The 24,304-nt window shown below is 52.0% G+C and carries 16 protein-coding genes; 6 read left to right on the top strand and 10 right to left on the bottom strand.

Features of this window, described 5'->3' with window-relative positions; genetic code table 11:
• Positions 1 to 19: 19 nt before the first annotated feature.
• From Q31b_RS25990 to Q31b_RS25970, 5 genes are all read right to left on the bottom strand, one after another.
• Positions 20 to 2,197, bottom strand: coding sequence for a protein kinase domain-containing protein (locus Q31b_RS25990; protein ID WP_146602590.1), 2,178 nt, complete (start codon positions 2,195 to 2,197; stop codon positions 20 to 22).
• A gap of 226 nt (positions 2,198 to 2,423) precedes the next feature.
• A complete protein-coding gene (locus Q31b_RS25985; RefSeq protein WP_146602589.1) occupies positions 2,424 to 3,593 on the bottom strand; it encodes a hypothetical protein in 1,170 nt (389 codons plus the stop codon).
• A gap of 213 nt (positions 3,594 to 3,806) precedes the next feature.
• On the bottom strand, positions 3,807 to 5,510 hold the full coding sequence (locus Q31b_RS25980; RefSeq protein ID WP_390622355.1) for a peptidylprolyl isomerase: 1,704 nt from the start codon (positions 5,508 to 5,510) through the stop codon (positions 3,807 to 3,809).
• 520 nt (positions 5,511 to 6,030) lie between these two features.
• Positions 6,031 to 7,161 (bottom strand): agmatine deiminase family protein, encoded by a 1,131-nt coding sequence (locus Q31b_RS25975; protein ID WP_231617860.1) that lies wholly within the window; start codon positions 7,159 to 7,161, stop codon positions 6,031 to 6,033.
• A 6-nt stretch (positions 7,162 to 7,167) separates the two neighbouring features.
• Entirely contained in the window at positions 7,168 to 7,551 is a 384-nt protein-coding gene (locus Q31b_RS25970; RefSeq protein WP_231617859.1) for a hypothetical protein, read from the bottom strand.
• A gap of 124 nt (positions 7,552 to 7,675) precedes the next feature.
• Here Q31b_RS25970 and Q31b_RS25965 point away from each other — a divergent pair, with 124 nt between their 5' ends.
• The 6 genes from Q31b_RS25965 to Q31b_RS25940 all read left to right on the top strand — a co-directional run bounded on the left by Q31b_RS25965 (position 7,676) and on the right by Q31b_RS25940 (position 14,434).
• The gene (locus Q31b_RS25965; RefSeq protein ID WP_231617858.1) at positions 7,676 to 8,191 is read left to right on the top strand and encodes an HPF/RaiA family ribosome-associated protein; all 516 of its coding nucleotides are present in this window, start codon (positions 7,676 to 7,678) and stop codon (positions 8,189 to 8,191) included.
• A gap of 44 nt (positions 8,192 to 8,235) precedes the next feature.
• Positions 8,236 to 8,715, top strand: a complete 480-nt coding sequence (locus tag Q31b_RS25960; RefSeq protein WP_146602587.1) for a PTS sugar transporter subunit IIA — start codon at positions 8,236 to 8,238, stop codon at positions 8,713 to 8,715.
• Positions 8,715 to 9,008 (top strand): HPr family phosphocarrier protein, encoded by a 294-nt coding sequence (locus Q31b_RS25955; RefSeq protein ID WP_146602586.1) that lies wholly within the window; start codon positions 8,715 to 8,717, stop codon positions 9,006 to 9,008. The genes Q31b_RS25960 and Q31b_RS25955 overlap by 1 nt, the downstream gene beginning before the upstream one ends.
• Before the next feature lie 88 nt (positions 9,009 to 9,096).
• Positions 9,097 to 10,842 (top strand): phosphoenolpyruvate--protein phosphotransferase, encoded by a 1,746-nt coding sequence (ptsP, locus tag Q31b_RS25950; protein ID WP_146602585.1) that lies wholly within the window; start codon positions 9,097 to 9,099, stop codon positions 10,840 to 10,842.
• 28 nt (positions 10,843 to 10,870) lie between these two features.
• Positions 10,871 to 11,527 carry a TIGR03936 family radical SAM-associated protein gene (locus Q31b_RS25945; protein WP_146602584.1) on the top strand — a complete coding sequence of 219 codons (657 nt, stop codon included), beginning with the start codon at positions 10,871 to 10,873 and terminating at the stop codon, positions 11,525 to 11,527.
• A gap of 1,302 nt (positions 11,528 to 12,829) precedes the next feature.
• A complete protein-coding gene (locus Q31b_RS25940) occupies positions 12,830 to 14,434 on the top strand; it encodes an Rne/Rng family ribonuclease (RefSeq protein ID WP_146602583.1) in 1,605 nt (534 codons plus the stop codon).
• A gap of 487 nt (positions 14,435 to 14,921) precedes the next feature.
• On the opposite strand, the gene Q31b_RS25935 is transcribed toward Q31b_RS25940, so the two are convergent.
• The 5 genes from Q31b_RS25935 to Q31b_RS25915 all read right to left on the bottom strand — a co-directional run bounded on the left by Q31b_RS25935 (position 14,922) and on the right by Q31b_RS25915 (position 23,917).
• Positions 14,922 to 15,635, bottom strand: a complete 714-nt coding sequence (locus tag Q31b_RS25935; protein WP_197172385.1) for a leucine-rich repeat domain-containing protein — start codon at positions 15,633 to 15,635, stop codon at positions 14,922 to 14,924.
• A gap of 82 nt (positions 15,636 to 15,717) precedes the next feature.
• Complete coding sequence (locus Q31b_RS25930) at positions 15,718 to 17,724, bottom strand: SulP family inorganic anion transporter (protein WP_146602581.1); 2,007 nt, start codon at positions 17,722 to 17,724, stop codon at positions 15,718 to 15,720.
• Between the two features lie 103 nt (positions 17,725 to 17,827).
• Positions 17,828 to 19,276 carry a proton-conducting transporter transmembrane domain-containing protein gene (locus tag Q31b_RS25925; protein WP_146602580.1) on the bottom strand — a complete coding sequence of 483 codons (1,449 nt, stop codon included), beginning with the start codon at positions 19,274 to 19,276 and terminating at the stop codon, positions 17,828 to 17,830.
• Positions 19,269 to 20,768, bottom strand: coding sequence for a proton-conducting transporter transmembrane domain-containing protein (locus tag Q31b_RS25920; RefSeq protein ID WP_146602579.1), 1,500 nt, complete (start codon positions 20,766 to 20,768; stop codon positions 19,269 to 19,271). Before Q31b_RS25920 ends, Q31b_RS25925 begins: the two co-directional genes overlap by 8 nt.
• The gene (locus Q31b_RS25915; RefSeq protein WP_146602578.1) at positions 20,765 to 23,917 is read right to left on the bottom strand and encodes a DUF2309 domain-containing protein; all 3,153 of its coding nucleotides are present in this window, start codon (positions 23,915 to 23,917) and stop codon (positions 20,765 to 20,767) included. Before Q31b_RS25915 ends, Q31b_RS25920 begins: the two co-directional genes overlap by 4 nt.
• Positions 23,918 to 24,304 lie beyond the last annotated feature (387 nt).

Below are 24,304 nucleotides of genomic sequence, written 5' to 3'. Positions count from 1 at the left end.
GTGACGCCGAACGCTCTGCTCAGCCGTCCTTTTGCGGGATCAACACGCCGTAAACTTCAATCGTCTTGCCCGTTTCATCGAAGATCGGTTGGCCGCGAACAATGAGCGTGCGATAGCGGTTATGAACGCCTTTCTGGCGGACTTTGATCTCATAAGCGGCACCCGATTTGATCGCTTGAGTGATCGCTTCTTTCATCCGTCGGCGGTCATCCGGGTGAATCACTTTGAGGTATTCGTCGAAACTCGGAACTCCTTGATCAGGCTTGCGGCCGGCCAATGCAAAGGCCTCATCATTCCAAACAATCTCTTTGCTCTGCACGTCGTAAGACCAGGTCGCTAGCCCCGCCAAGGCTTGTAGCTCGCGAAGTCGGCGGCGGCTTTGCCTCAGCTCGTTTTCGGCTTTCTTTCGCAGCGAGATGTCTCGAATACTTGAAAGCAGAACCATCTCGCCGTTCAAACTCGCAATGCGACCGCTAATCAAAACATCAATACGAGTTCCATTGCGATGCTTGAAGACCCCTTCAAAATTATCGATTCGACCATTCTTTTCCAATCGAGAAATCAACTCGTCTCGCTGCTTTTCGGAAACCCAAACATTGAGTTTAGACATCAACTTTCCAACTATTTCGTCCTCTCGATATCCCATCAAGTCGCTGAATTGTTGATTCGCTTCGATGACACGACCTGACGACATTCTCACCAACAGCCCCGCCTCGGGAGACTGGGTAAACAAAACACTATAGCGAGATTCCTTTTCTCGGTTTTCCAGCCGTAGATCTCGTTCACGACGTACTCGCGCCGCCCGTTCACTCGTCCCATGTCCCGCTGCATCATAGAGCGACAATGCCAAGTCGAGATCACCTTGTTTAGTCGCTACACGAGCGAATTCGAGATTCAGCTGATCGCGGATATCCAAGGCGCGGCGATTCTCCGGCCAAATTTCCAGTGCTTCAGCCAGTAACGCGCCCGAAACGCGAAACGCTTCGTAATGGTTCTCCGCGGTCGCCGTTGTCAAATGTTCTTCGACACGCTTGACAAGTCGCGTGCTTTCCTCATGTTCGCGTTGTTGATGGATCGCTGCTAAGAACGCGTCCACATTTGGATACCGGTCGGCTGGGTCCGTGGACATCGCCTTCATCGCGATGTCAAGCAGTTCCGTTTTCACGTTGGTCGGGCGGATTTTGTTTTCGGCGGCCGCCTGGATGCATTCGAGTAACGTCTCGCCATGATGGGGTGGATAGCCCGTTTTGATTTGGAATAGAATCGCTCCGAGAAGATAAACATCGGTTTGGAACGAGACCTGTCGATAGTCACCTCTCGCCAACTCGGGAGCCATGTACGCAGGCGTGCCGCCGATCGTATGCCGATTCGCCTGTGAAGAACAATCCTGTTTGTCAATCAGCGGATCTCTCGCTTCATACTGGACCGCCAATCCCCAATCCGCAAGTAGCACTTCACCGAACCGCCCGAGCATAACGTTTTCAGGTTTGATGTCGCGGTGGACGAGTCCACGCGAGTGCGCATAACGAATCGCATCCGCCACGCGAGTCAAGATTTGGACATTTTCTTTGACCGACTTCTCCTTGATCTGTTGATCCCAACTTGCTCCATCAATTCGCTTCATCGAATAGAACAATCCACCATCCTGGTCGACGCAAACTTCATGCAAGGCAATGACATTGGGGTGATCGAGTCCTCCAATCACACGTGCTTCACTAAGAAAACGGTCTCTCGATGTAGGGTCGACCGCTAAATGGTCGCGAAGCACTTTAATGGCCACCTCGCGATCGATGGCGCGTTGATGAGCTTGGTAAACGATCCCAGTGCCGCCGGATCCGAGTTGGCCAACCAATCGGTATTCCGCCTCGCATCCGTTGACTCCCCCTTTGATGCCTCCGATTGTGGCAACCTTTCTCAGAGGGACGAATCCAACATCCTGGCAATCCAACTTCTGCTTTCGGATCGTTTCCGTTGGATCCGGCTTTTCGGGCAACTCGATGGTTTCAAGGTCCGCCCCGTTCGCCATCTTTTCCCAAGCAGGATGTGACAAAAACGCTTTTTCCACCGTTCCCGATAGAACCACGGTTTGCTCATCTGCGGGCATTGACGCCAAGCGATCCCGCAATTCGCGGTTGCTCAAAACAAGGGTGATCAAAGCCGAGGCATGAGCATCGTTAGAAACGGGTTTGGACGACATTCAACGGTTGGGATTTTGGGAAACGAAACGATTCTCGCTGCATCAAATTATAGACGAGTGTCATCTGCTTCGACACTGTCATCGTGCGAAATTCATTCCGCTACCTGCGGGTCGTTAAAACCGCGCCCAATCACATCGATCATCCGGGCTAGAAGGATGGTTGGACCGAGCCAATCGATGGACGCAAATCGCTCAACGAGCGAAGCGACATCGCGGCGCAGCCGCCCTACGGAAAAATCGGCAAAGAATTTGCATTCCCTTCTAAAATGGCGTCGATTCGTTTTCGTGTGGCTTGACGTTTGGAAGGGTCGTCGCTTGGAAAACCGATCTCCTCCAGAATGAATGCCTGCAACGGATGCTGCTCGGCTTTCGCGAAGCCAACTTCGCTAAGTTTCATCCCATTGGCCATCGCAATCGTAGCCATCGCCACGTCACCCAACTGCGTCTCCAACTTCTCTCCGGTTGCACTCCTCCGTGCCGCCACGATCCGTGTATCATCCAAAAACTTGGCGACGTGCTTCCCATCTTGGCGAGTTCCATGCTGAGCAATCGCTTGCATTGCCATCGAGATTTGGTCAGCCGTTGTCGCTTCATCGAGTGTACGAATTGCGAGCGGAACAACACTTTCCAAATCCCAACTCAAAGCAAAGAAGATCGTTTCATCACGATTCGCTAAACTGGATCGATTGATCCAATTGCCAACCAAGGCGTCGACAGGACCTCCTAATTGCAGATCGCGATGCAATTCGTTCCCCGTCGCTTGACGAAGCATCGACAACATTAGACTTTCATCCGCTTCGCTAATTGGTACGTTTGAGTCTTGCCCAGGCAACAACATCGCCAAAATATCGCTACGCGTTGGCATCTGCATTTTCTCGTACTTGCGAACACGAATTCTTCCCACAGCGGATTGCATTGCAATCGCTCGGTCCCGAGCCGATCCATCGAGCGACTTGACCACATCGGCATGGGACATCAACAGCTCAACAAACAGTTTTCTGACTCCGTACGAATCGCCCATCACACTCTGCATCACCCCCCATCCTTCGAAGGGAACCTCGTCACCCGCTAAGAAGGAATCGGTTCGTTGCTGCAAATCGCCGGAAGTCAATTGAAGAATCAATTGTCGACTTCGCAGCCTGACCTCGGGATCGGTTGTTCGCTCGGCAGCGTCCTGCAGCGGTGGTAACACCGAAACCCCTAGCTCGATCAACTGGCCTGCCGCATATTCGCGTTGCGCAAACTCGTCCGCACCGAGCTGATTGATCCAAATTGCAACTTGGTCTTGATCGAATTCCTCGGTGGACCGATCGACAACCTGCGCGTCCGCAATCGTGGCAACGAAAACGATCAGAATCGCTGCAAGATGGGTCATGTTCCAAGCTAGAAAATTCATGCTATTTGCAGGTAGAAATAGGATCTTGGTAGGGATCAAGGTCAAATCGGAGTCGTTCTGGTTTCGCTGTCTCCATTATAGCTTAACCGCAGCAAAGATTGCCGCGAAGCCACCTTACGGAATAGCAAAAACCGGTGTCTCGCGATGGAGGCACCGGTTTTCGCTGGGTGATCAAGCTGGACGCGTGGGCCGTTATCCACGCGGCTTCACGAATCAATGGGTCGTCGTTGCGCTTTGCTTGGCCATCTTGGGAATCTCTTTTGCGGCGACGAAAAAGTTATCGATTTCGGCGCTGTTTTGAAGCTCTTCGAACTTGATATTCATCGCCACATTCGTTTTGGTTTCTGTCAAGTCTCGGACCAGTTCGGCTCGCACATCCTCCATTTTCTGTACGATTGGCGTTGTATAACCTTGACATCGCATCACGATATACTTGTCGCCGGTGACAACGATGCCGCTTAAATCACCCGGTTTCATTGCGAACGCTTCTCGCTCAATGGCGGGTTGACCGCTATGTTTGCGAATCGGTGGGACTTTGCCCATATTGCTCGACGAGACGGGCTCGACGCTGTATTGCTGTGCCAATTCGCCAAAGAAGTGATCGGTCGGATTGTCGCGAGCCATTTCCCATACCTTCTGTGCCGTCCGCTGATCGGACAGAACGATCGCCAGGATTTCCACTCGAGGTCCATAGGCAGACTCAAAGCCTTGTTGCAGATCCTCTTCGCTTAACGTCACCGACTCTTCGACCAACTTTTTCATTGCAACACTGGGCCAAACAGCATCGCGAATGTAGAGTTCCGTGGTCGTCTTTCCGTCCGCCGTGATCGACTCCATCCATGCCTGAACATCGGGTTGATGATCTTTGCGAATGTACCCGAAGCTGAGCGCTGCTCGTTCGATCTCGGCTTGCAAATCGGCATCGGTCACTTGCTTGTTCGCTTTTCGTAACGCTTGGGTGAGGAGTTTGCGGTTGATTTCACCGTCAAGCACTTCTTCTCCATGGCGTTTCACACATTCGGCTCCAACCGAGGCAATCGTCACCTCTTGACCGTTGACGATCGCCGCCACACCAGGATATTGATTCATTTTTTCGGCATCGCCAAGAATTGTCTTCACTTGGGCGTCGGCTTGCAACCGTGCAAACAACTCGGTTGCGGCCCCTTTCATCTTTTGATCGCGAATTCGATCACTGATTTGCTCTCGAATGGCAGGCAACGCCTGCGGACTTGGGATGGTCTCACCAATGCGTCGAACCGCTTGCAAGATGATCCATTGATCGCCAAGTTGCATAACGGGCGATACCGCATCATCGGCGAGAGCAAATGCGGCTTCTTCTAGACGTGAATCGCCGCTGTAGCGGCGAATCGGTGGGATCAAGCCTCCAACGCTAGCACTTGCAGGATCCTCACTATATTGTTTTGCCAACTGAGCAAATTGACTGGGATTTTTGGTCGCTTGTTGATGCAATCGGTCCGCGTCCGCTCGGGACGCTACCATAATCAACCGACATTTGACCGCCTCACCAAACTGAGCGATGAAGGCACGATCCATTTCTTCCTGAGTCACTTTCACTTGGTCATCGACCAAACGGCGGAGAGCCAACATGGGCCATATGATTTCGCGGCTATATTGATCGGGCGCGATATTACGCTCTTCTTGCAAAAGCTGCAGATACGCGGGCATCGCCAAACCAAATTTTGATGCGATACGAGCGATCTCTTCACGGACTTCGGTCGCGGTCACTTCAATGCCCTGCGACTGACAAGCCTGCAAAATCAAATGTCGATTGACCATGTTCTCAAGCACTTCGGTACCGTAACGGCGAAGCGTTTCTTCGGTCAACGTTTTCCGCGTGATGGGGTCAGCATTCACAACGGCAACCACGTCGTTGGCATTGTCTTGACTACGGGCCACCGAAGTGCCGAGCGTACTGGCAATGCCAATCACGACAGACAAATAGAGGCCAAAACGAAGAAGCGAAGTCATCCACAGCTTGAATCGGTTGGGTCGGTAAAACATCCCGGTCATTCCTTTGAATCGTAGAGCAATCGTTTGATTGTCGAGCAATCGTTTGATCGTCGAGCCTACCACGTCACTTTCCGAGGCAACGAATTCCATCCGCTTTCACCCCAAAAGTACTTACTTAGAATCGGAAAGTAGAAAAATTCTGATTTTGACTCAAGATCGATTCGCTAGAATTATCATGGTTCATCGGCTTGGGCTTCTGCAACCTCCTTTTATCCCACAAAGCCGCTAGATGGAGCGGATTTTGTTGTCAGAGTTTCGACGAAATCGGCTTTGCTATCGTTACCGAAGCATCTCTTGCGAAACGGTGGGGTCGATACATCGGTTCAGCAATCGTTCTTCGATTGGATGGTCAAACCGAGGCTAACGCCCTAAACGGCTCATGGAATCGACCGCCAGCAAGCGAAGCCTACCATCGCGGCTGATCGCGGCTCGCGCAATGAAGTGCACCGAGCCCCCAAATCAAATCGCGGCAATCAATAGATTCGACGACCGCACCATGAGCGAGGTTTTGCAAAATCTGCATTGCTCGATCATCCGACTTCGGTTGGCCAAAGCTTGGCATTAACAATCGATCCCGTCCTAGCATCAAAAAATTGCAGTAACTTTCTGGAACTCGCTGTCCAGAGACGGATCGTGGTTCAGGAATCGGCAATCGATGCACATTGACGTTGGGAGTTGTTGAATCAGCCCACAAACGCAGTTGCCGAAAATTTTCTTCGAGCGGTTCGTGATTTTCATCCGACGGATCGTCGCAAACGGCGACCACGACATTCTCAGGGTCCAAAAATCGAGCCAGTTGGTCGATGTGCCCGTCGGTATCATCGCCGATCAGACCGCCACCAGAAAGCCATACAATCTCGGTGACCCCAAGTTGTGAATAAAGTTCGGCTGAGATTTGGTCGGCGGTCCAGTTTGGGTTTCTTGTAGCCGTTACCAAGCATTCAGGCGTTGTCAGCAATCGACCGCAACCATCGGTTTCGATCGCGCCTCCCTCTAGACACAATTGGCTGCGGACTCGTTGGATACCAAGAAATTCGCATATCGTTTTCGCGGCAGCGTCATCGGCATCCCAGGGCGGGTACTTTCCTCCCCAAGCATTATAGCGCCAATCGACCCCAATCCAGCTCAGCGAATTTTCCGCTGCGATCGGATTTTCCGCTGCGATTGGATTTTCCGCTGCGATTGCACGCTCATTCGAGACGACAAAGGTTGGTCCATAATCTCGGATCCAGCAATCGTTGGTCTGCACAACCACCAATTCGATCGAGGCGTGAACGAGCGAATTGGCAGAAATATCCAGTAGCTTTCGCGCATCATTCAAGCGAGCGGGGGGCACCAATATTTTCACCTCCGTGCTCGCCGCCATCGACCGGACCCAGGACACGAAAAAGTCAGGAATTCGCTCGAAATATCCCGGCCATGTCTCGTGGCTATGCGGCCAAGCGAGCCAAACGGCAGCGAGCGATTCCCATTCCGCAGGCATCCTCCGCAAAAAACCACGATCGGAGAGCTGGAGAGAAGTCGAAGGATCGGTCACGGTGGGCTATTCGCCTTCGAGCCGAATTTCTTCCTTCACTTTCTGGATGAAGTGAGGCGATTTGCCACCCTTACTAAGCTCGACAGCTCGCTTTTCCGCTTCTTTTTTCTGATCAAACTCGAACACAGCAACGCGTTTGAGATTTTGGCTGAAGACACCCCAATAAAGTCTCAAGCGAACATTTTCCGCTGTTTTCTTCGACTTTCGAGTGGATGCGCGCTTTTTCTTAGCTTTTTTTTTGGCCGTAGCCTGCTTTTCGGCAGCCTCCGCCTCTGCAGCTTTTGCTTTACGACTGACGACCTTACGGGCCATGTGAACCAGGGGGGATCGAGGAATAAAGTGGTAAACGGTAAGGGCGAAAAGATACCATCTTTTTGTTCGTTCTGTCACCGGGGGAGACGGCAAGCTAGAAAAATTATGATTCAGGGTAGAGAATAGGAGTCTTGATCGCTATCCTTTCTGCTGATTGTCGCGTAGACTGAACTCCCGATTGGTTTTGATTGCCCGACCTGTGTTGAGACGGTTAAATTCCAACCGGCTTGGAATCTTTCACAAGATTCACGACAACCGGGCGGCTCACGACGGCGGTCAAATCAAAGAACCCACTTCTACCGATTCCCACTTCTACCAATTCCCACTTCTACCGATTCCCACTTCTACCGATTCACGGAGCGACAACAAGATGCAGGTAAGCGTTTCGGCGCGTCATGGTAATCTTCAACCTGGCGATCAGCAGCTTATTGTAGAAAAAACGGAAAAGTTACGGAGGCTGTACGATCGAATCAGTGCGATCGAAGTCACCGTTGACTTAGAAAATCTTGATAAGCCCTCTTTGGAAATTCGTGTCTCGGCCGAAAAGACCGATGATTGCATCTCCACGGGTGAAGCCAACACGGTGATCTCCGCTCTCGATTCGGCAATCCCGAAAATGGAGCAGCAATTACGGAAACTGAAGGACAAAAAAACGGGTCACCGTAATACGCCCCACAAACACATTGAATCCGTCGTCACCGATGACGACGACGAATAAACCCCATTTAACTCAATTTGATTTCACAAAGGAATCGTATACCAATGAAGTTCGCAGACTTTATCAACACCAAAGCAATTCGTGCGGATCTGAAAGCCGTGACGAAGGAAGAAGTCATCCAAGAGCTCGTCGAGTCGCTTTTGGAATCCGGTCAAATCGAAGCTGACCAAAAAGAAGACATCATCGCTGCAATCATGAAGCGAGAAGAACTTGGCAGTACCGGAATTGGGCGTGGCGTCGCCGTTCCCCACACGAAGCACCCCAGTGTACAAAAGTTGGTTGGCACCGTTGGCGTTAGCAATGAAGGCGTCGACTTTGATTCGCTCGATGGCGAACGCGTTCAGCTTTTCTTTCTGTTGATCAGCCCACCCGAGCGGCCTGGCGATCACTTGCGTGCCCTCGAGAATATCTCGCGGCAACTTCGCGACGAGAATTTCTGCCGATTCCTCAAGCAGAGCAAGACTCCCGAGGATATCAGCCAACTGCTTCAAGAAGCTGACGATAATCAATTTGTGTCTGGCTAATGACAAACGATTCCTCGCTATCCACAGTTGTCGTCGTGCGTAATCCGCAAGGCTTACACGCTCGTCCTGCCGATATGCTCGTTCGACTGGCGAACCAGTTCGATTCGACCATCAAAATCGGTAAAGGCAGCGAGCATGTCGACTGCAAAAGTATTCTCTCGCTTCTGACGCTCGGAGCGGCAGCCGGCACCGAGTTGTCGATCTCGGCGTTCGGAAGCGATGCCGATGCGGCCATTCAAGCGATTGTGGAATTGTTTGAAGCGGGGTTTCATGAAATGAATGATGAAGAGTAATCGAACTTCTCGCTAATCCCAAACTTAAAGAAGCCAAATCTCGATCGGTCGTCGCATCAAGTAAGAGGCTGCGACCGTCGATTCTTTGATGGTTGAATTACAAGGCATCCCTGTATCGCCGGGAGTCGCCATCGGTCCAGCCCTAGTGCTCGACGCGGATGGGTACCGTATTCCCCGTTGTCTCGTCGCCGCAGATGATGCGGAGGATGAGTACGCGCGCTTGAGCCAAGCGGTGGATTTCGTTTCCGCCCGACTTGAAACCAATCGCTTGGAAACCTCCGCCGCCGCCGGAAACAGTACGGGCGATATTTTTGCCGCTCAGCTTCAAATGCTGCACGACCCACGACTGCACGCCGAATTGGGACGACGTATTCGCGACGATCACCAATCGGCACCCTATGCGGTTAGCCGCGTATTGAACAATTATGCAACCGCGCTTCGCCGACTCGATAACCCGCTTCTCGCCGACCGGGCTGAAGATGTTCTCGATATCGAAAAACAATTGCTATTTGAACTCGGGGCCGTCACCCGGCAACCATTAGCCGACCTGAGTGAGCCGGTCATTGTGCTTGCACATGGATTGTCGCCAAGCGAAACAGCCAATCTCGATCGCCGCTATGTTCGGGGATTTTGTACCGAAACAGGTGGCCCCGGTGGACACACCGCGATCGTCGCCAAAGGACTCGAATTGCCCGCAGTCGTCGGCATCGGCCCCTTTCTCGATTCGGTCAATAGTGCAGGAACGGTCATTGTCGATGGCGACCGCGGGCGAGTGATCATCGATCCCGACGAACAAGTACTTTGCGAGTATCGAAAGCGTCTCGCTGATCGTCGCTCGCTTACCGCCCGGCTAGCTGAGCTGAAAGATCTGCCTGCCGAAACAGCGGACGGACTCAAGCTGCAATTGAGTGCAAACATCGAATTCCCCAGCGAAGCGGAAGGATGCTTGCAGCGTGGGGCCGACGGAATTGGCTTGTATCGAACCGAGTTCCTCTACCTTGCAAGCGAACGAGAGCCGAGCGAAGAGGATCATTACGAAGCCTACAGCCAAGTCGTTCGGGAGATGGATGGACGCCCGGTTGTGATTCGAACGCTCGATCTGGGGGCCGACAAGATGGGCAAACGCCCGCATGCCGAATACGAACACAATCCATCCTTGGGGCTCCGTAGCATCCGTTTGTCGCTGCGAAACTCGAACCTGTTTCGACCACAATTAAGAGCGATCTTACGTGCTGCCGTCCTCGGAGATATTCGGATTATGTTTCCGCTCATAACGACGATCGGCGAACTGCGACAAGCTAGAATGCTGCTCAATGTCGTTGCTGAAGATTTGCAGGACTCTGGCGTTCCTTATCGAAGTGACATCCCGGTCGGTATGATGGTGGAAGTCCCTGCTGCCGTCGTCATGCTTGACGTGTTCGCCCGTGAAGTCGATTTTTTCAGCATTGGAACGAATGATTTGGCCCAATACACGTTGGCGGTCGATCGCAGCAACGAGTATGTCGCAAACCTCTATCAATCGTGTGACCCAGCCGTGCTTCGATTGATCGCCCATAGTATTGAAGTCGCCAATGCCAATAATATCCCGATCTCCGTTTGCGGTGAAATGAGCAGTAATCCGGCTCGTGCACTACTGCTAATCGGAATGGGGGTGCGATGTTTAAGTGTGCCGCCGTCAGCGTTGCATCGACTCAAAAAAGCGATTCGAAGCGTTACCAGCGAGCAGTGCCGACAAATCGCCGAGCGGGTCATGAAGCTGGAAACGGCAAAGGATGTCGACTTGTATCTTCTCGACCGACTCGAAGCCCTTGTTCCCGAATTGGTTGTTAGCTAGACGGATTGACCTACTTTTCAAACCAATAATGACAATAAGAATTCGCTATCGCGTTCGATTCGAGAAGAGAGATTTGCTGAGGTGGATTGGCCACAACGATCTGGCACGCCTCTGGGAACGGATCGTTCGCCGCGCTCAGTTAAAGCCATCGATGACAGAAGGCTTCCATCCCAAACCGCGAATTGCATTCCCCTCAGCACTAGCCCTCGGCATCGAGGGATTGGACGAAGTCCTCGACATCGATCTTGCCGAAGAACTCCCTCCCGACGATCTGTTCCGGCGATTGGCTGACGACCATCAACCTGGACTCGTTATCAAGCATGTTTGTCGATTGCCCGAGGGAATCAAAAAGGCTCAACTTAAGCGAAGCGACTATGTGATCGCACTACCACCCTCGATGACAAGCGATAGCGACCTTGATGCGATCCGCGCGGCGGTTGCAGAACTTAAAAGTCGAGAAACGGTCTCGGTCGAACGGAAGAAAAAACAAGTTGTCGCAAACGTTGCGAACGACATCCCCCAGCTTGAATTGGAAGATGGGCACTTAGTGCTGTCGCTGACTGCGACACCGGGCGCTTCGCTAAAACCGAACGATATCCTGCAAATACTTGGCTTTGATGATTGGATCAATGGTGGAGCGATAATTTCCCGCACCCGCGTTGTGCTCGAAGAAGAACACACGTAGCACAGGCTTCCAGCCTGTGTTGAAAAAACACGTAGCACAGGCTTCCAGCCTGAATTGAAAAAACACGTAGCACAGGCTTCCAGCCTGAATTGAAAAAACACGTAGCACAGGCTTCCAGCCTGTGTTGAAAAAACACGTAGCACAGGCTTCCAGCCTGTATTGAAAAAACACGTAGCACAGGCTTCCAGCCTGTGTCGAAAAAACACGTAGCACAGGCTTCCAGCCTGTGTCGAAAAAACACGTAGCACAGGCTTCCAGCCTGTGTCGAAAAAACACGTAGCACAGGCTTCCAGCCTGTATTGAAAAAACACGTAGCACAGGCTTCCAGCCTGTATTGAAAAAACACGTAGCACAGGCTTCCAGCCTGTGTCGAAAAAGCACGTAGCACAGGCTTCCAGCCTGTGTCGAAAAAGCACGTAGCACAGGCTTCCAGCCTGTGTCGAAAAAACACGTAGCACAGGCTTCCAGCCTGTGTCGAAAAAACACGTAGCACAGGCTTCCAGCCTGTATTGAAAAAACACGTAGCACAGGCTTCCAGCCTGTATTGAAAAAACACGTAGCACAGGCTTCCAGCCTGTGTCGAAAAAACACGTAGCACAGGCTTCCAGCCTGTGTCGAAAAAACACGTAGCACAGGCTTCCAGCCTGTGTCGAAAAAACACGTAGCACAGGCTTCCAGCCTGTGTCGAAAAAACACGTAGCACAGGCTTCCAGCCTGTATTGAAAAAACACGTAGCACAGGCTTCCAGCCTGTATTGAAAAAACACGTAGCACAGGCTTCCAGCCTGTGTCGAAAAAGCACGTAGCACAGGCTTCCAGCCTGTGTCGAAAAAGCACGTAGCACAGGCTTCCAGCCTGTATCGAAAAAACACGTAGCACAGGCTTCCAGCCTGTATTGAAAAACCACGTAGCACAGGCTTCCAGCCTGTGTCGAAAAAACACGTAGCACAGGCTTCCAGCCTGTATTGAAAAAACACGTAGCACAGGCTTCCAGCCTGTGTCGAAAAAGCACGTAGCACAGGCTTCCAGCCTGTATTGAAAAAACACGTAGCACAGGCTTCCAGCCTGTGTCGAAAAAGCACGTAGCACAGGCTTCCAGCCTGTATTGAAAAAACACGTAGCACAGGCTTCCAGCCTGTGTTGAAAAAACACGACAGGCTAGAAGCCTATCCTACGAAATAGAAACAAACGGCAGGTTGAACGCCTGCCCTAAACCGAATACTAAACCCCGGTGAGCGTCCATGCGAACGTCTTTTTACTTAACGCCGCATTAAGCTTGCCAAACACCCGAAAGGTGAATTTGATGAAGAAAGAAATGTTGATCAACGTGTTGCAACCCGAAGAATGCCGGATTGCAGTCATTGCCGATAAACGCCTCGACGAACTCTATGTCGAACGAAAAAGTGTCGAAGCATTTGCCGGAAATATCTACCGTGGCAAAATCGTCAACTTGGAACCAAGTATCCAAGCAGCCTTTGTCGATTTTGGAGTCGGTCGAAACGGATTCTTGCACATCAGTGATGTTGAACCGCAGTACTTCCGCCAAGGCGGTTACGATCCCGAAGAGATCATGAGAGAATCGGACGAGATGGCCGAGGCAGCCGCGAAACGAGCGAGAGACTCAGGACAAGGACGCAAACATGCCTTCAAAGGTGGCCGGCCCCGAGTCAAACCGCCTATCCAAGAAATATTTAGACGAGGCGATGAAGTCTTGGTCCAAGTGATCAAAGAAGGAATTGGCACAAAGGGCCCAACCCTCAGTACTTATATCTCGATCCCAGGCCGTTACCTCGTCCTCATGCCTGCCCTCGGGCGCGTCGGGGTCAGCCGAAAAATCGAAGACGAAGACGACCGCAAACGACTCAAGCGATGCTTGTTGTCACTCGACCCACCCAAAGGACTCGGCTTCATCGTTCGTACCGCCGGTGCTGGACGGAAAGAGCCCGAACTTCAACGCGACTTGGATTACCTGCTGCGACTATGGAAAGCGATCGTTCGCCGAGTGAATACGCCTGGCGATCCTGGCGTACTGTATGAGGAAAGTGATTTAATCATTCGCACAATCCGCGATATCTACAGCGAGGATATCGATCAAATCGTGATCGATGAACGAGAGTCCTACGAAAAGGCAAAGGACTTTTTGAAGATGGTCATGCCACGTGTCGTCGATCGATTGGTCCTTCATGATGGCGGTCAACCGCTCTTCCATAAATACAAGTTGGAGCAAGAGATTATGCAAATCAATCAACGTCAAGTGCCTCTTCCTAACGGTGGTTCCATCGTGATCGATCCGACGGAGGCTCTCGTGGCGATCGACGTCAATAGCGGTAATTTCCGAGGCAATGATTCTCCTGAAGAAAACGCGTTCCGTTTGAACTTGGCGGCAGCCAAAGAGATCGCAAGGCAACTTAGACTCCGCGACCTCGGCGGTGTCATCGTCAACGACTTTATCGATATGCGAAAAGAAAGCTACCGACGTAAAGTTGAACACGCGCTTCGCGATGCGATGGCCAATGACCGAGCACGAACGAAAATTCTAAGAACGAGCCCGTTTGGATTGGTCGAGATGACTCGGCAAAGAATCCGCCCGAGCTTGAAACGAAGCATCTATACCGATTGCCCCTGTTGCCAAGGCCGTGGCTTGGTCAAGACCGCGGAGAGTATGTCGATCGAAGTGATTCGCATGTTGGCCCTGGCGGTGCCAAACGATCATATCGAACGAGTGACGATCCGAGTGAACGATGAAGTAGCGGCACATTTGAACAACAAAAAGCGCCGCGATGTCATGGAGATGGAAGATGTGGGAAAAATGACCGTGCAAATTCTCGGCAGCGAAGGATTGTTCCCCGAACACCTCGAAATGGATTGCCGTGACGCGCACGGCGAGCGAGTCGAAATCGATTCGTAAAGATCGCTTGACTTCCTCATCGGGAGGCTATCCCCACACCTTCCCGAACCGCAGCTTAACGCCGCGTTCGACCTCCCTTAAACTCCCTGAGGTTGTGCGGCTATTAGGTTGTTGTTTCGCAAGCGACTACGCCACGAACACTTATCCCCAGGCTCCCGCCTGAGGATAAGCGTGGTGGAAGGCAGCAGCGTTCGTGAAATCGATTGGACGGGGCGGCTATCGAGTGTACCCGCGAATCTCGATCCGCTTGCTCGATTGGTTCCGAGCGATCAAGCGACATTTGACGCGAAAGGAAAAGGCTGTTGTGGGGAAAGCTGATGACCAGGGTGATCCCCCCCGGAGGTCGCGGGTCCGCAACTTGAGACTCGCATCACCGGTAGGGGCGTGCAAGCAATCGGTGCTTCAGCCTGATGGCTTCCGCTGGGACGGACAAGATGAAACGGGTACGTCAAGGCACTGTCAGTGCCCCCAATCGAAGCTTGCCGTATTAAAAAGTTTTTCCAACACCTTGATGCGGCACCGGGCTACCAAGGATCTCGCATTCGGGCATCTCACGACGTAATTGCTGTATTCCCGATTCGCTAACCTTCGTTCCCTCGAGATGGAGGATGCTCAAGTTCTTCATCGCCAACAACCAATCTATTCCCTCGTCAGTAATGTTGGTGTCGCCGATTACGAGCGTCCTAAGATTAGGTAGTTGCGAGATGGTTTCAAGAGAGTTGTTAGAAATCTTGGTCGCTCGGAGGGTGAGAGTTTGCAAATTGGATAGACCTGACAGCTTCGCAACACCTGCATCGGAGATGTCGGTGTGACTTAACATTAACCAACGCAACGACGGAAGCCTGCCTACTGCATCCAATGCCGCATCGGAGATACGAGTCTTGGTCAACGAGAGATAAACGAGATTCGAGTGTCCCGGTAGCAAGTTGACATGGCGGTCACTGAATCGAGAGGAGTTGAGGTTTACATAGGAAAGCTCGCCATCAAGAATCAAAACCTTTTGGGCCCCGAGCTTGTTGAATGCTTCGGAAGACTGTTCAACCGTCATGGGTATCTGGGCGTTGGCTATCGGTTCGCCAGCCACAGGTTCGCCAGCCACAGGTTCGCCAGCCACAGGTTCGCCAGCCACAGGTTCGCCAGCCGCTGCGAGTTGGTTTAGCATTGCCGAAGCGAATAGCGTGATCAGAATCGAATGGTGCATTTCTATTGGGTCTTTCGCATCAGAGGTGAGTTCAAGTTTCGTACGGGAACGGGTGTAATCGGTTTCAATGCAACCGCGATAGCTAATGCGAGAGTGATTCAGATTCAGCGGGGAAAGGATCGGACACAAAATCACTGGTACGTAGTACATCCACGTTCTCGACACTTACCAAGACGCTATGCAGCGGCAAAACGTCCTGCCGAACAAACGTCAACATCGCATCACAAGTTGATCGCGGTGCAATCAATTCCAAACGGACCTTCCCATTGCAGGATTGGACACCATCGTCTACGCCGTTGGATTTGGCTTCGTGACAAACGATGGAAGTCAATCCGCTCGCACCAAGCTGGATAAGTTCCTCTTCGAGCCAATGTTCGATCGTTGCATCTGCAACAAGTGTCACCCGCCGCATGGATGCGAGACCACGTTTACGAGCGGCATTGGCGTTATCGGTAAGAGGCTGAAGGGAATCAAGACCACGAACTTCAAAGGTCAAACCTTCTTGCTCAAAGTCGCGTTCCATTTCTTTGAGTTTCTCCATCACGCTATGATCGATGAGCTTCGTGTCGGACACGTCGATAATCAGGTTCCTTCTTTGGATCAAGCCGATCTGCTCGATTTGACGACGAAACGGAATCCAATTGCTAAAGACGGCTGATTCTCGGGCTACAATCAAACTTGTGTTCTCATCGATTTCCTCGACTTCGATGTATGGCTTAAACAACGATTTCATGGGCACGCCGTTGGATAGATGGATCAACATTTTCAGCAAAATGCCCGCCGCAACACCGATTAGCAGGTCGGTCGCCAAAACCATGATCAGGGTCGTCACAAAGATTGCCAGTTGCTCTTTTCCAATTCGATACACATGAACAAACTCGTTTGGGTGAGCCAAGCGATAACCGGTATAAACGAGCATTCCGGCGAGAGCCGCGAGTGGGATGCGATGCAAAACCATTGGAATCATGGCCACACAGATCAGCAGGAACACGCCATGCCACATGTCGGCGAATCGCGTTTTCGCGCCGTTGTCGATATTCGCTTTGGAGCGAACGATCTCTGAAATCATCGGCAACCCGCCGACCGCCGACGCGCAAAGGTTGCCGATACCAACCGCAACAATGTCACGGTCCATGTTGGTTTTACGCTTCCATGGGTCGAGCAGGTCTACCGCCTTGGCACTGAGAACCGATTCAAGGGTTCCGATGATGAAGAACATCATTACCCACTTCCAAGCTTTGACCTGTCGCAATACCGAAAAGTCAGGGGTGGTAATGTCGTCAAACATCCCAAAAACACGTGTCGGCATCTTAACTAAATATTGTTCGCCAAGTTGATATTGATGTTCTTGCAGCATATACGAATGCGTATGCAACAAATCGAATGCCATACCCATTGGTACGGTAACAAGCAAAACGATCAACGGTGCCGGAATCGCTTTTAATAAACTTACCTTTGCTCGGATCATTGGCCAAAAGAACATAATCAAGATACTGACGATCCCGATCGACGCGATTGCGGGGTTCGCTTCCGCGATATAATCAGGGATTTCGCGTAGCATTTCGAGTGGTTCCCCCCCCGCGGAAACACCTAGTGCGACGGGAAATTGTTTTAGGATGATAATGACACCGATCGCGGCCAACATCCCGTGAACCGCCGAGACGGGGAAAAACTCTCCCAATATACCGGCGCGGAAAATCCCAAAGAGGATCTGTAGTACCGCTGCCGCGACTCCGACCGCCAACGCCGCCTTGTAGGCGGTCATATCAGACGGTATCCAACCATCCGTCATTCCGTTGCCACCGAAATCCTCGATGCAACCAATTGCAATCACGATGAGACCGGCTGCAGGGCCTTTGATCGTCAACTCCGAATTGCTGACAAACGTTGTCAGCACCGATCCGATGATCGCCGTAAAGATCCCAGCGATCGGTGGGAAACCGCAAGCCAATGAAATCCCCAGACACAGCGGCAAGGCAATCAAGAAAACCAAAAAGCCCGACGTCACGTCGCTCTTCAAGTACTTCGTAAACCCGGCAAGATCGCCACGCGGAGTTTTAACATTACTATCATTTTCGGAACCGTTCATGATCGATGACTCAGTTTGTAAATGTGTTTACTTGTTTGATGTGAAGCGGGAGTCGTCAAGACTTTCGAATTTCGTAGCAGAAGTCGCCAAGCCTTTTACCGAATCACGATTCCGGCGGTGGATGACTTACTTCCTGGTCCAATCTTTTTTGGATGAGTGCTTTCGCTGCGTGGTAGCGAGATGCCACACTTGGCTGTGGCCACAAACCACCACCGATGATTAGCAATGTCAGCACCAACACCGCGAATCGTTCTTCGCGTTTGGCCATGAACGAAACCGTTGCTGAAAACTGAGTCCCCGAAAATACGCGAAAGTAGACTCTCAAAATGGCAATTCCATTCAGTGCCGCTGCAACAACGACCGCCATCCCGATCAATGGATAGACGCCGACGGCCCCTTCGACTAGAAGTTCCGTTCCAATGAACCCAATCGTGCCTGGGAAACCGATGGAAGCGAGTCCCGTTAGCAGAAACAATCCAGCCAAGATGGGTGTGTGTTCATGCAGCCCGTGAAATCGTGATAAATCAATGCGTCCCATTCGGGCTTCAACCGATCGAAGCGTCAAACCAAGGCCGCTTAGCGACAAACCAACCGACAGCCACAAACACAATGCCCCGGTTAATCCGACGGCCGTGACAAGTTCCAAGCCGACTAAGACCAGCGAGGCATGAGAGAGGAACAGGTAACAAAAGAACTTGCGAGCGTCCGTCTCGACCAACGCCATTGCTGCGGCGTAAACCGATGTAATCAGGGACAAGATCGCAATGCTTTGCAGTGCCCACGAGGGAGCGATTGGCAACACCAATCGCATCAGAGCATAGACTCCGGGCATCGGAACGACAAACAACAACGCCGTGCCTAACGTCGCCCGTTCAAACAGGTCGGTCATCCAGCAGTGCAGTGGCGCGACCCCACTACGAATCAATCCAGCGATCGTCAACAACGCACCGCTCAATAGAAACCGGAAAGTGAGTTTGCTAGAAATCGTCGCCGCATCCATTGTGTACGCTTCACTGGGAAGCAAAGCCCATCCGGCGATCAGGCAAGCAACAAACAACCCCATATGAATGGCATAAACCCGAATCCCCTCGCGGCGGCGATAGGCCAGTTCAATCAGTGGTGGCAACGTCCCCAGAGCCAACAGCACGACCAACAACCATCCCGCACGGCAACTAAAGGTCGCGAGAAGAATCGACTCAGAGACCAACGTTCCACTCAAAGAAAACCGGTCAAGCTTGGTCTTTAGCGTGGATAGAAACGTCATCAAGAAGATCAAGGCGGTTAACGGAAACAGCGGTGCGCTCAGTTCGTCAACAACAAACAATCCCTGGCGAAATAAGTAGGACAATAACCCCCCGTGGTCATGAGCTTCAAACCGGTCAAGACTTGCGAAGTCCCAGAATTCGCCAATCGTACACGCCAACGTTAACACACAAATTGCCACACACAGCTTGCGTGCAAATTCTCGATTCTTTGGTAATCGAACGAGCACAGAACCCATTAGCGGAATGAGGATCGACAATTCAAGCCATGGAAAATGCATCTCAGGCATCGGAGTTCTCCCGTGTCGAGAGTTGGCCGCTAGTTAGCACGGTGGCACTCATCCTTTTTTGCGTTGTGATTGGTTGCGTTGCAGTTCGCTGTGTTGTGGTTTCACGAGGTTCGGGATTGATCGAGGGATGTTCCCATCGTGCTTGGTCGACCTGCGGTGAACGATCCCCTGAAAGGAACCGCGTCCATCGTCGCTCCATCTCGCCTGTCCAGAGAAACGTCTTTTCAAAAGGGCGAACGACAAAACGATCAATCATTGCGTCCAAATGACCTCTCTCTAAACAGAAACGGTACAAGCGTGGCGAACCACCACGCTGCGGTGATCGAATGATCGATTCCGTCTGCGGCAAATGACCACCGATCGCATCTTCCAACGTGTGGTAGTCTTTCAGCAGCGATGGAGCGCGTAGCAATTGAAGCGTTCGCATCAACGCGTGGCCAATGATGTGAATTAACGCGAGATAGTGAAACCCAAAACCAATTTCAACCACAATGATCCCGACTTGAGTTAGCGATGCATACGCAAGCGCACTCTTGACATCGGTTTGCACGCGGGCGGTCAACGCACCAAAGAGGGCCGAGGCCGCTCCCATCACAATCACGCAAACGCGAAGCGGAAAAGAAACATCTAACAACGGACTGACACGCAACAACATGTACGCGCCCAAGTGGACCGACAACGCTCCGTAGAAGACCGCACTTGATGGAGTAGGCCCTTCCATGGCTCGGGGTAGCCAGCCTGAAAACGGCACCATGCCCGACTTGCCCGCTGCGGCAACCAATAACAGTAGTCCCACGACCAATGCAGCATGTGGATCGATACTGGCGACACCTTCGGGCCACGGGCCAGATCCCATCAAACCGTCGAAATCGCCACCCCCCGTCAAATGGTGCATCGTCAATGCTGCAACTAAGAATGCGGCGTCGGCAATGCGGTAGACACTCCAAACACGATGTCCGTTGATGACTGGCGTTTGACGTTCATGGAAGTACGCGATCAATAACGCAGACGATAATCCGACCAACTCCCAACCAAAGAATAACGTTTCAATCGTTCCCGCAAGCGACGACACGACCATCCCGAGTAAGAACACGCTATACAACAAAAAGAACCGGTTGTAACCTGGTTCACGGTGCAAATAGACCTTTGCAAAAGCACCGATCGTTCCACACAAAACGAATGTCAAAATCGTAAACGGAATGCTAAGCCGGTCGAAGACAAACTTCAAATGAAAGTGGAAATGTTGCTCTTGGATCGAAACCCAATTGCCCATTTCGATTGGTAGATGCCGATCACCGTTCCACAACATTAACAGTAGGATCGAGAGAACCGCAAGCAATCCGATCGCGACGGACGATTGAGTCAATCGTGACGTCGATTTTTCACTGAGCGGAATCCCAAACAGCATGCTTAAACCGAGCATGGACAACAAAACCGCGGGAGCCGCGACGACCATCACGCCGAAAAAATGAATGCTTGTTTCAAGCGTCATGACGCCACCTCTTGTTCGGTTGTGAACTCTTTCGCCGCCTCGGCTATCAACGGTCGATCGACGATTGCTGTCTTACGAATGGTCGCAAACCCTAAGTGCTCGCGGCATCCCGAATACCAATCCGACGACTGATTAACCTGTGGTAACGAACTCGATTCGCAGCGATGCGGATGGAAATCGCCGTTACGATAGAACAGAAGAGTTGAGGTTTCTGCGTCGATCAATGCGAGTTGAACCCATTCGCCTTCGACCAATCTCCTAATCCCCACATGACGCTGCATCACGCTCCGCATCGCATCAGGTGTTGTCTCGATCACAAACAGTATTCGCATTGGCTCGTGAATTTCGACCATTTGCTGATACAAACCGGTACGTAAATCGCTCGTTGCCCCCTCCATCACACCAAGCAGCGACGCAATGTTGTGCGGCAACTTTGACCCCGATCCGAACTTGCCATTGTCAACCGCGGAGAAATAGTACTCCAAACTAATGCCTGCACAGACGGGGATCGCAGCAGACAAGATCCCAAGCAGGATCGATTGTTCTTCGTCATCAACGGCGGGATCGTACGATGTCAAAAATGTACGTCGATCCAAAAACAAGCCTCTCGACCAATCACGGCGTCCAACGAAACACATCGCATCGGTGGCGTGGTTGTATTCGGGACGCACCTGAGACAAATCTTCGGACCGCTGCTCGACGTGCCGCAGCGCTTCGGTTGGCGTTAAATCGAGCGACGCCAACTCGAATCGACGACAACGTTCGTGAGCGTTTCTTTTTCGTGCTTCATCGACGACCGTTTTTACATGTTCAAAATCGGCAAAGTGAGACGATGGCATACGATCCAAATCGAACCACACCAAACTGTCGTCACAAGTATTGTGGTAAGCACCAAGGAAAACCGTGTCATTGGGGATTCGCAATCCAAGTTCGAGCAGTTTGGCTCGAACACGCCAATCGTTTGCCATTTGTGCGACCGCTCGAGCGTTCGGGCCACCCCGTTTGCCAGCACAGGCACCACAATTGTAAGCGGACTCGTGGGGATTATTCGTACTCGAAGATCCATGTCCCGTCACCACGAAAAGCCGCGAGAAATTTTTCAGTGCACCAATATCGTTGAGCAAACGCGAGACGATTTCGACCATCTCATCGACGGTGTAGCCAACGTGCCCATTCTCTGGTCCCGGTTCCACTTGGTAGCGTTCGAGTTGCAATTGCGTGATCGGTGGTGGTTGAACAAACCGTCCCGCACGCCGCCTAATTTGCGAAGTGATTCGTGGAAATAACACGCGAGCAACCAGCGGAAATGCGGCCAATGATCCGAAGATCGCAGTCAACGCGCCCCCGCCAATCGTTCGGCTACGGGAGTGAACTTGGTGCGTCAAATGGCCAAGCGTTCGCCGTGTTCCTGCTCGCCGACGATCTTCACCCGCAAATGTATAGCCGACGTTTTCGCGAACGAAATGCTTCGGCGTCACCACCACCGGGCACAATGGCTTGTACCCCGCGTCGGCGGCACCTTGGTAATTCATCACCACCGCAAAAAAACCTGCCGCACCGTATGTGATGGCTGCCGGATCGACCTCTTCGATGTGCCGACGAATCGATTCTTCCCGGTCATCAAGGCAGCACACAATCTGAAACGAAGGTCGTGAGATTGGTTCTTTGGGACCATTGTTTATCGTTCGGCAATGCAGAGTCAACGCGTCGAGCGCATCCGTTCGGTACGATTTTTCGTAAGCTTCGTGGAAGATACAGCGGCGATGCAGCTCGTCGAAATCACGGACTTCGCCGATCAATGCCCGCCAATCTTCTGTCGACATTTGCCCCATCGCTTGAGGTGCCCAACCCATCGACTGTGCCACTTGAAAAATCTGGAAAGTGGTCTGGAAGTGAGAATCGTTCAATGCGGCGGCCTTTTTCCAAGCCGCGTCACTCACCTGGCTAAGGGCCCCCCCAAAACGTAAGTATTCACGAGCGACATAGTCGATCGCAACTCGGTCCAATATCAAACGAACGGCCAAGAACTCCATCAGCGATCCAGGGCGGATGGGGCGGTCCACCCAAGTTGCTGACGATTCGAGTTGCCATATCATTCCGGCCCAACCACCGAGTGCCAGCAAACTCTTGGTGATAAACATCGCTCGATCGGACATTGGAACGCCAAGCATCGTTAACGATTCGTCTATCGATTCAAGCGGCGTCATCTGGGCTTGCGATATCTTCTTTAGCTCATCCGGCAAGGAATGTAGCCATGATTCGGCGAATAAACTGGGTTTGCCATATACCTCTACAAACGACCCGAACAGGCCCGCTTCTCGCTGAGGCAGTCGCCAATCGGCATACCCCTGATCCAAGAACGCAGCACAAAACCGGATCAGTGTTTCATGAACATAGCGGTCGGTGTCTTGCCCCGTCGCTGCGAGCAAAGCGTCCCGTCCACGAATTGGCACTCGCAACGTGCCCTCATCCATACTCGCCGCGCGAATACCGGAATCACAAACTTGCCAAAGATAACGCAGCGTGAATTCCTCCCACCGCCGCTCGCTCCAATGTGCTGGGTCGCCATGGCCGAATTCGTCTAGCAGGTCCGCGAGTTGTCTCGTGCTACTTCCATTCGCCGTTGGAATTCGTACCAGTGACGACAATACATATTTCTGGGTCGCTTCAAGAACTTGTTCGCGAACCAACGACGAGACCTCAGGCCGGAATCGGCTCAACGCGTCACTTTCAGCAATCACCCATCGCAACTCGGCTTCGGGGGCGGTACGAAGCGGATAGAGTAGCATCGAAAGCCGTAAATCGAAACGAGTTCCCAAGCCGTCGATCGTTGCATCGGCACGACTGACCATGTCATCAGCCAAGACCGCCTTTAGATCCGCAATCCGAATCCGCTTCGACTCCAGCATCTCGCGGTATCGTTGTTCGCTCAGATACGGATTCGCGTCATAGATCTTTGATGCCAATCGCGCCGCTTCATGGAACGACTTGTCCTCGAACGCATGTAGCGTGTTGTGATGAACAAAAACTTCGATAGGACCTTGCGCAGGCAAAAAATGGATCGCATGGTCAATAATTGATTGCAACTCATCCAAACGGCTATCGGACGGGTTGGACTCAGATGGTTGTTCAGAGGTTTCGACAATCACGGTGCGAGTCGTTCTATAAAGTACAAGATGGCAGTTGTCCGAACGCTCTCATAACGTTTGTGACCTTGCCAGCTAGAAGCACTCCCCGTGCCAAGCGAATCGAGACCTTCATGCGGAGAGCATTTCTTGCACAGAAATGCACTTTAAGGAAGACAAAACAACCATATCGAGAATCGTGCCCGTTACGAGAATCCGACATCTGCAAATCCTTGCAGCCGCGGTGCAATCCATTGCGGATGCGCCGCTACATGAGATGTCTCACAAGCGCCAACGCCTGTGAAACATGCATCTAAAAACAACATGGCCTCCTGTGCTTGGGAGGACGGAAGCTCGGCCCGCTACACAAAGAGAAGTTGAGAGACTACGCGAAGAATGCCACTCGCTTCG

The sequence above is a fragment of the Novipirellula aureliae genome (assembly GCF_007860185.1).
Lineage (GTDB): Bacteria > Planctomycetota > Planctomycetia > Pirellulales > Pirellulaceae > Novipirellula_A > Novipirellula_A aureliae.
The sequence above is the reverse complement of the archived record's forward strand: the minus strand, read 5'-3'. Positions and strand labels throughout refer to the sequence as shown.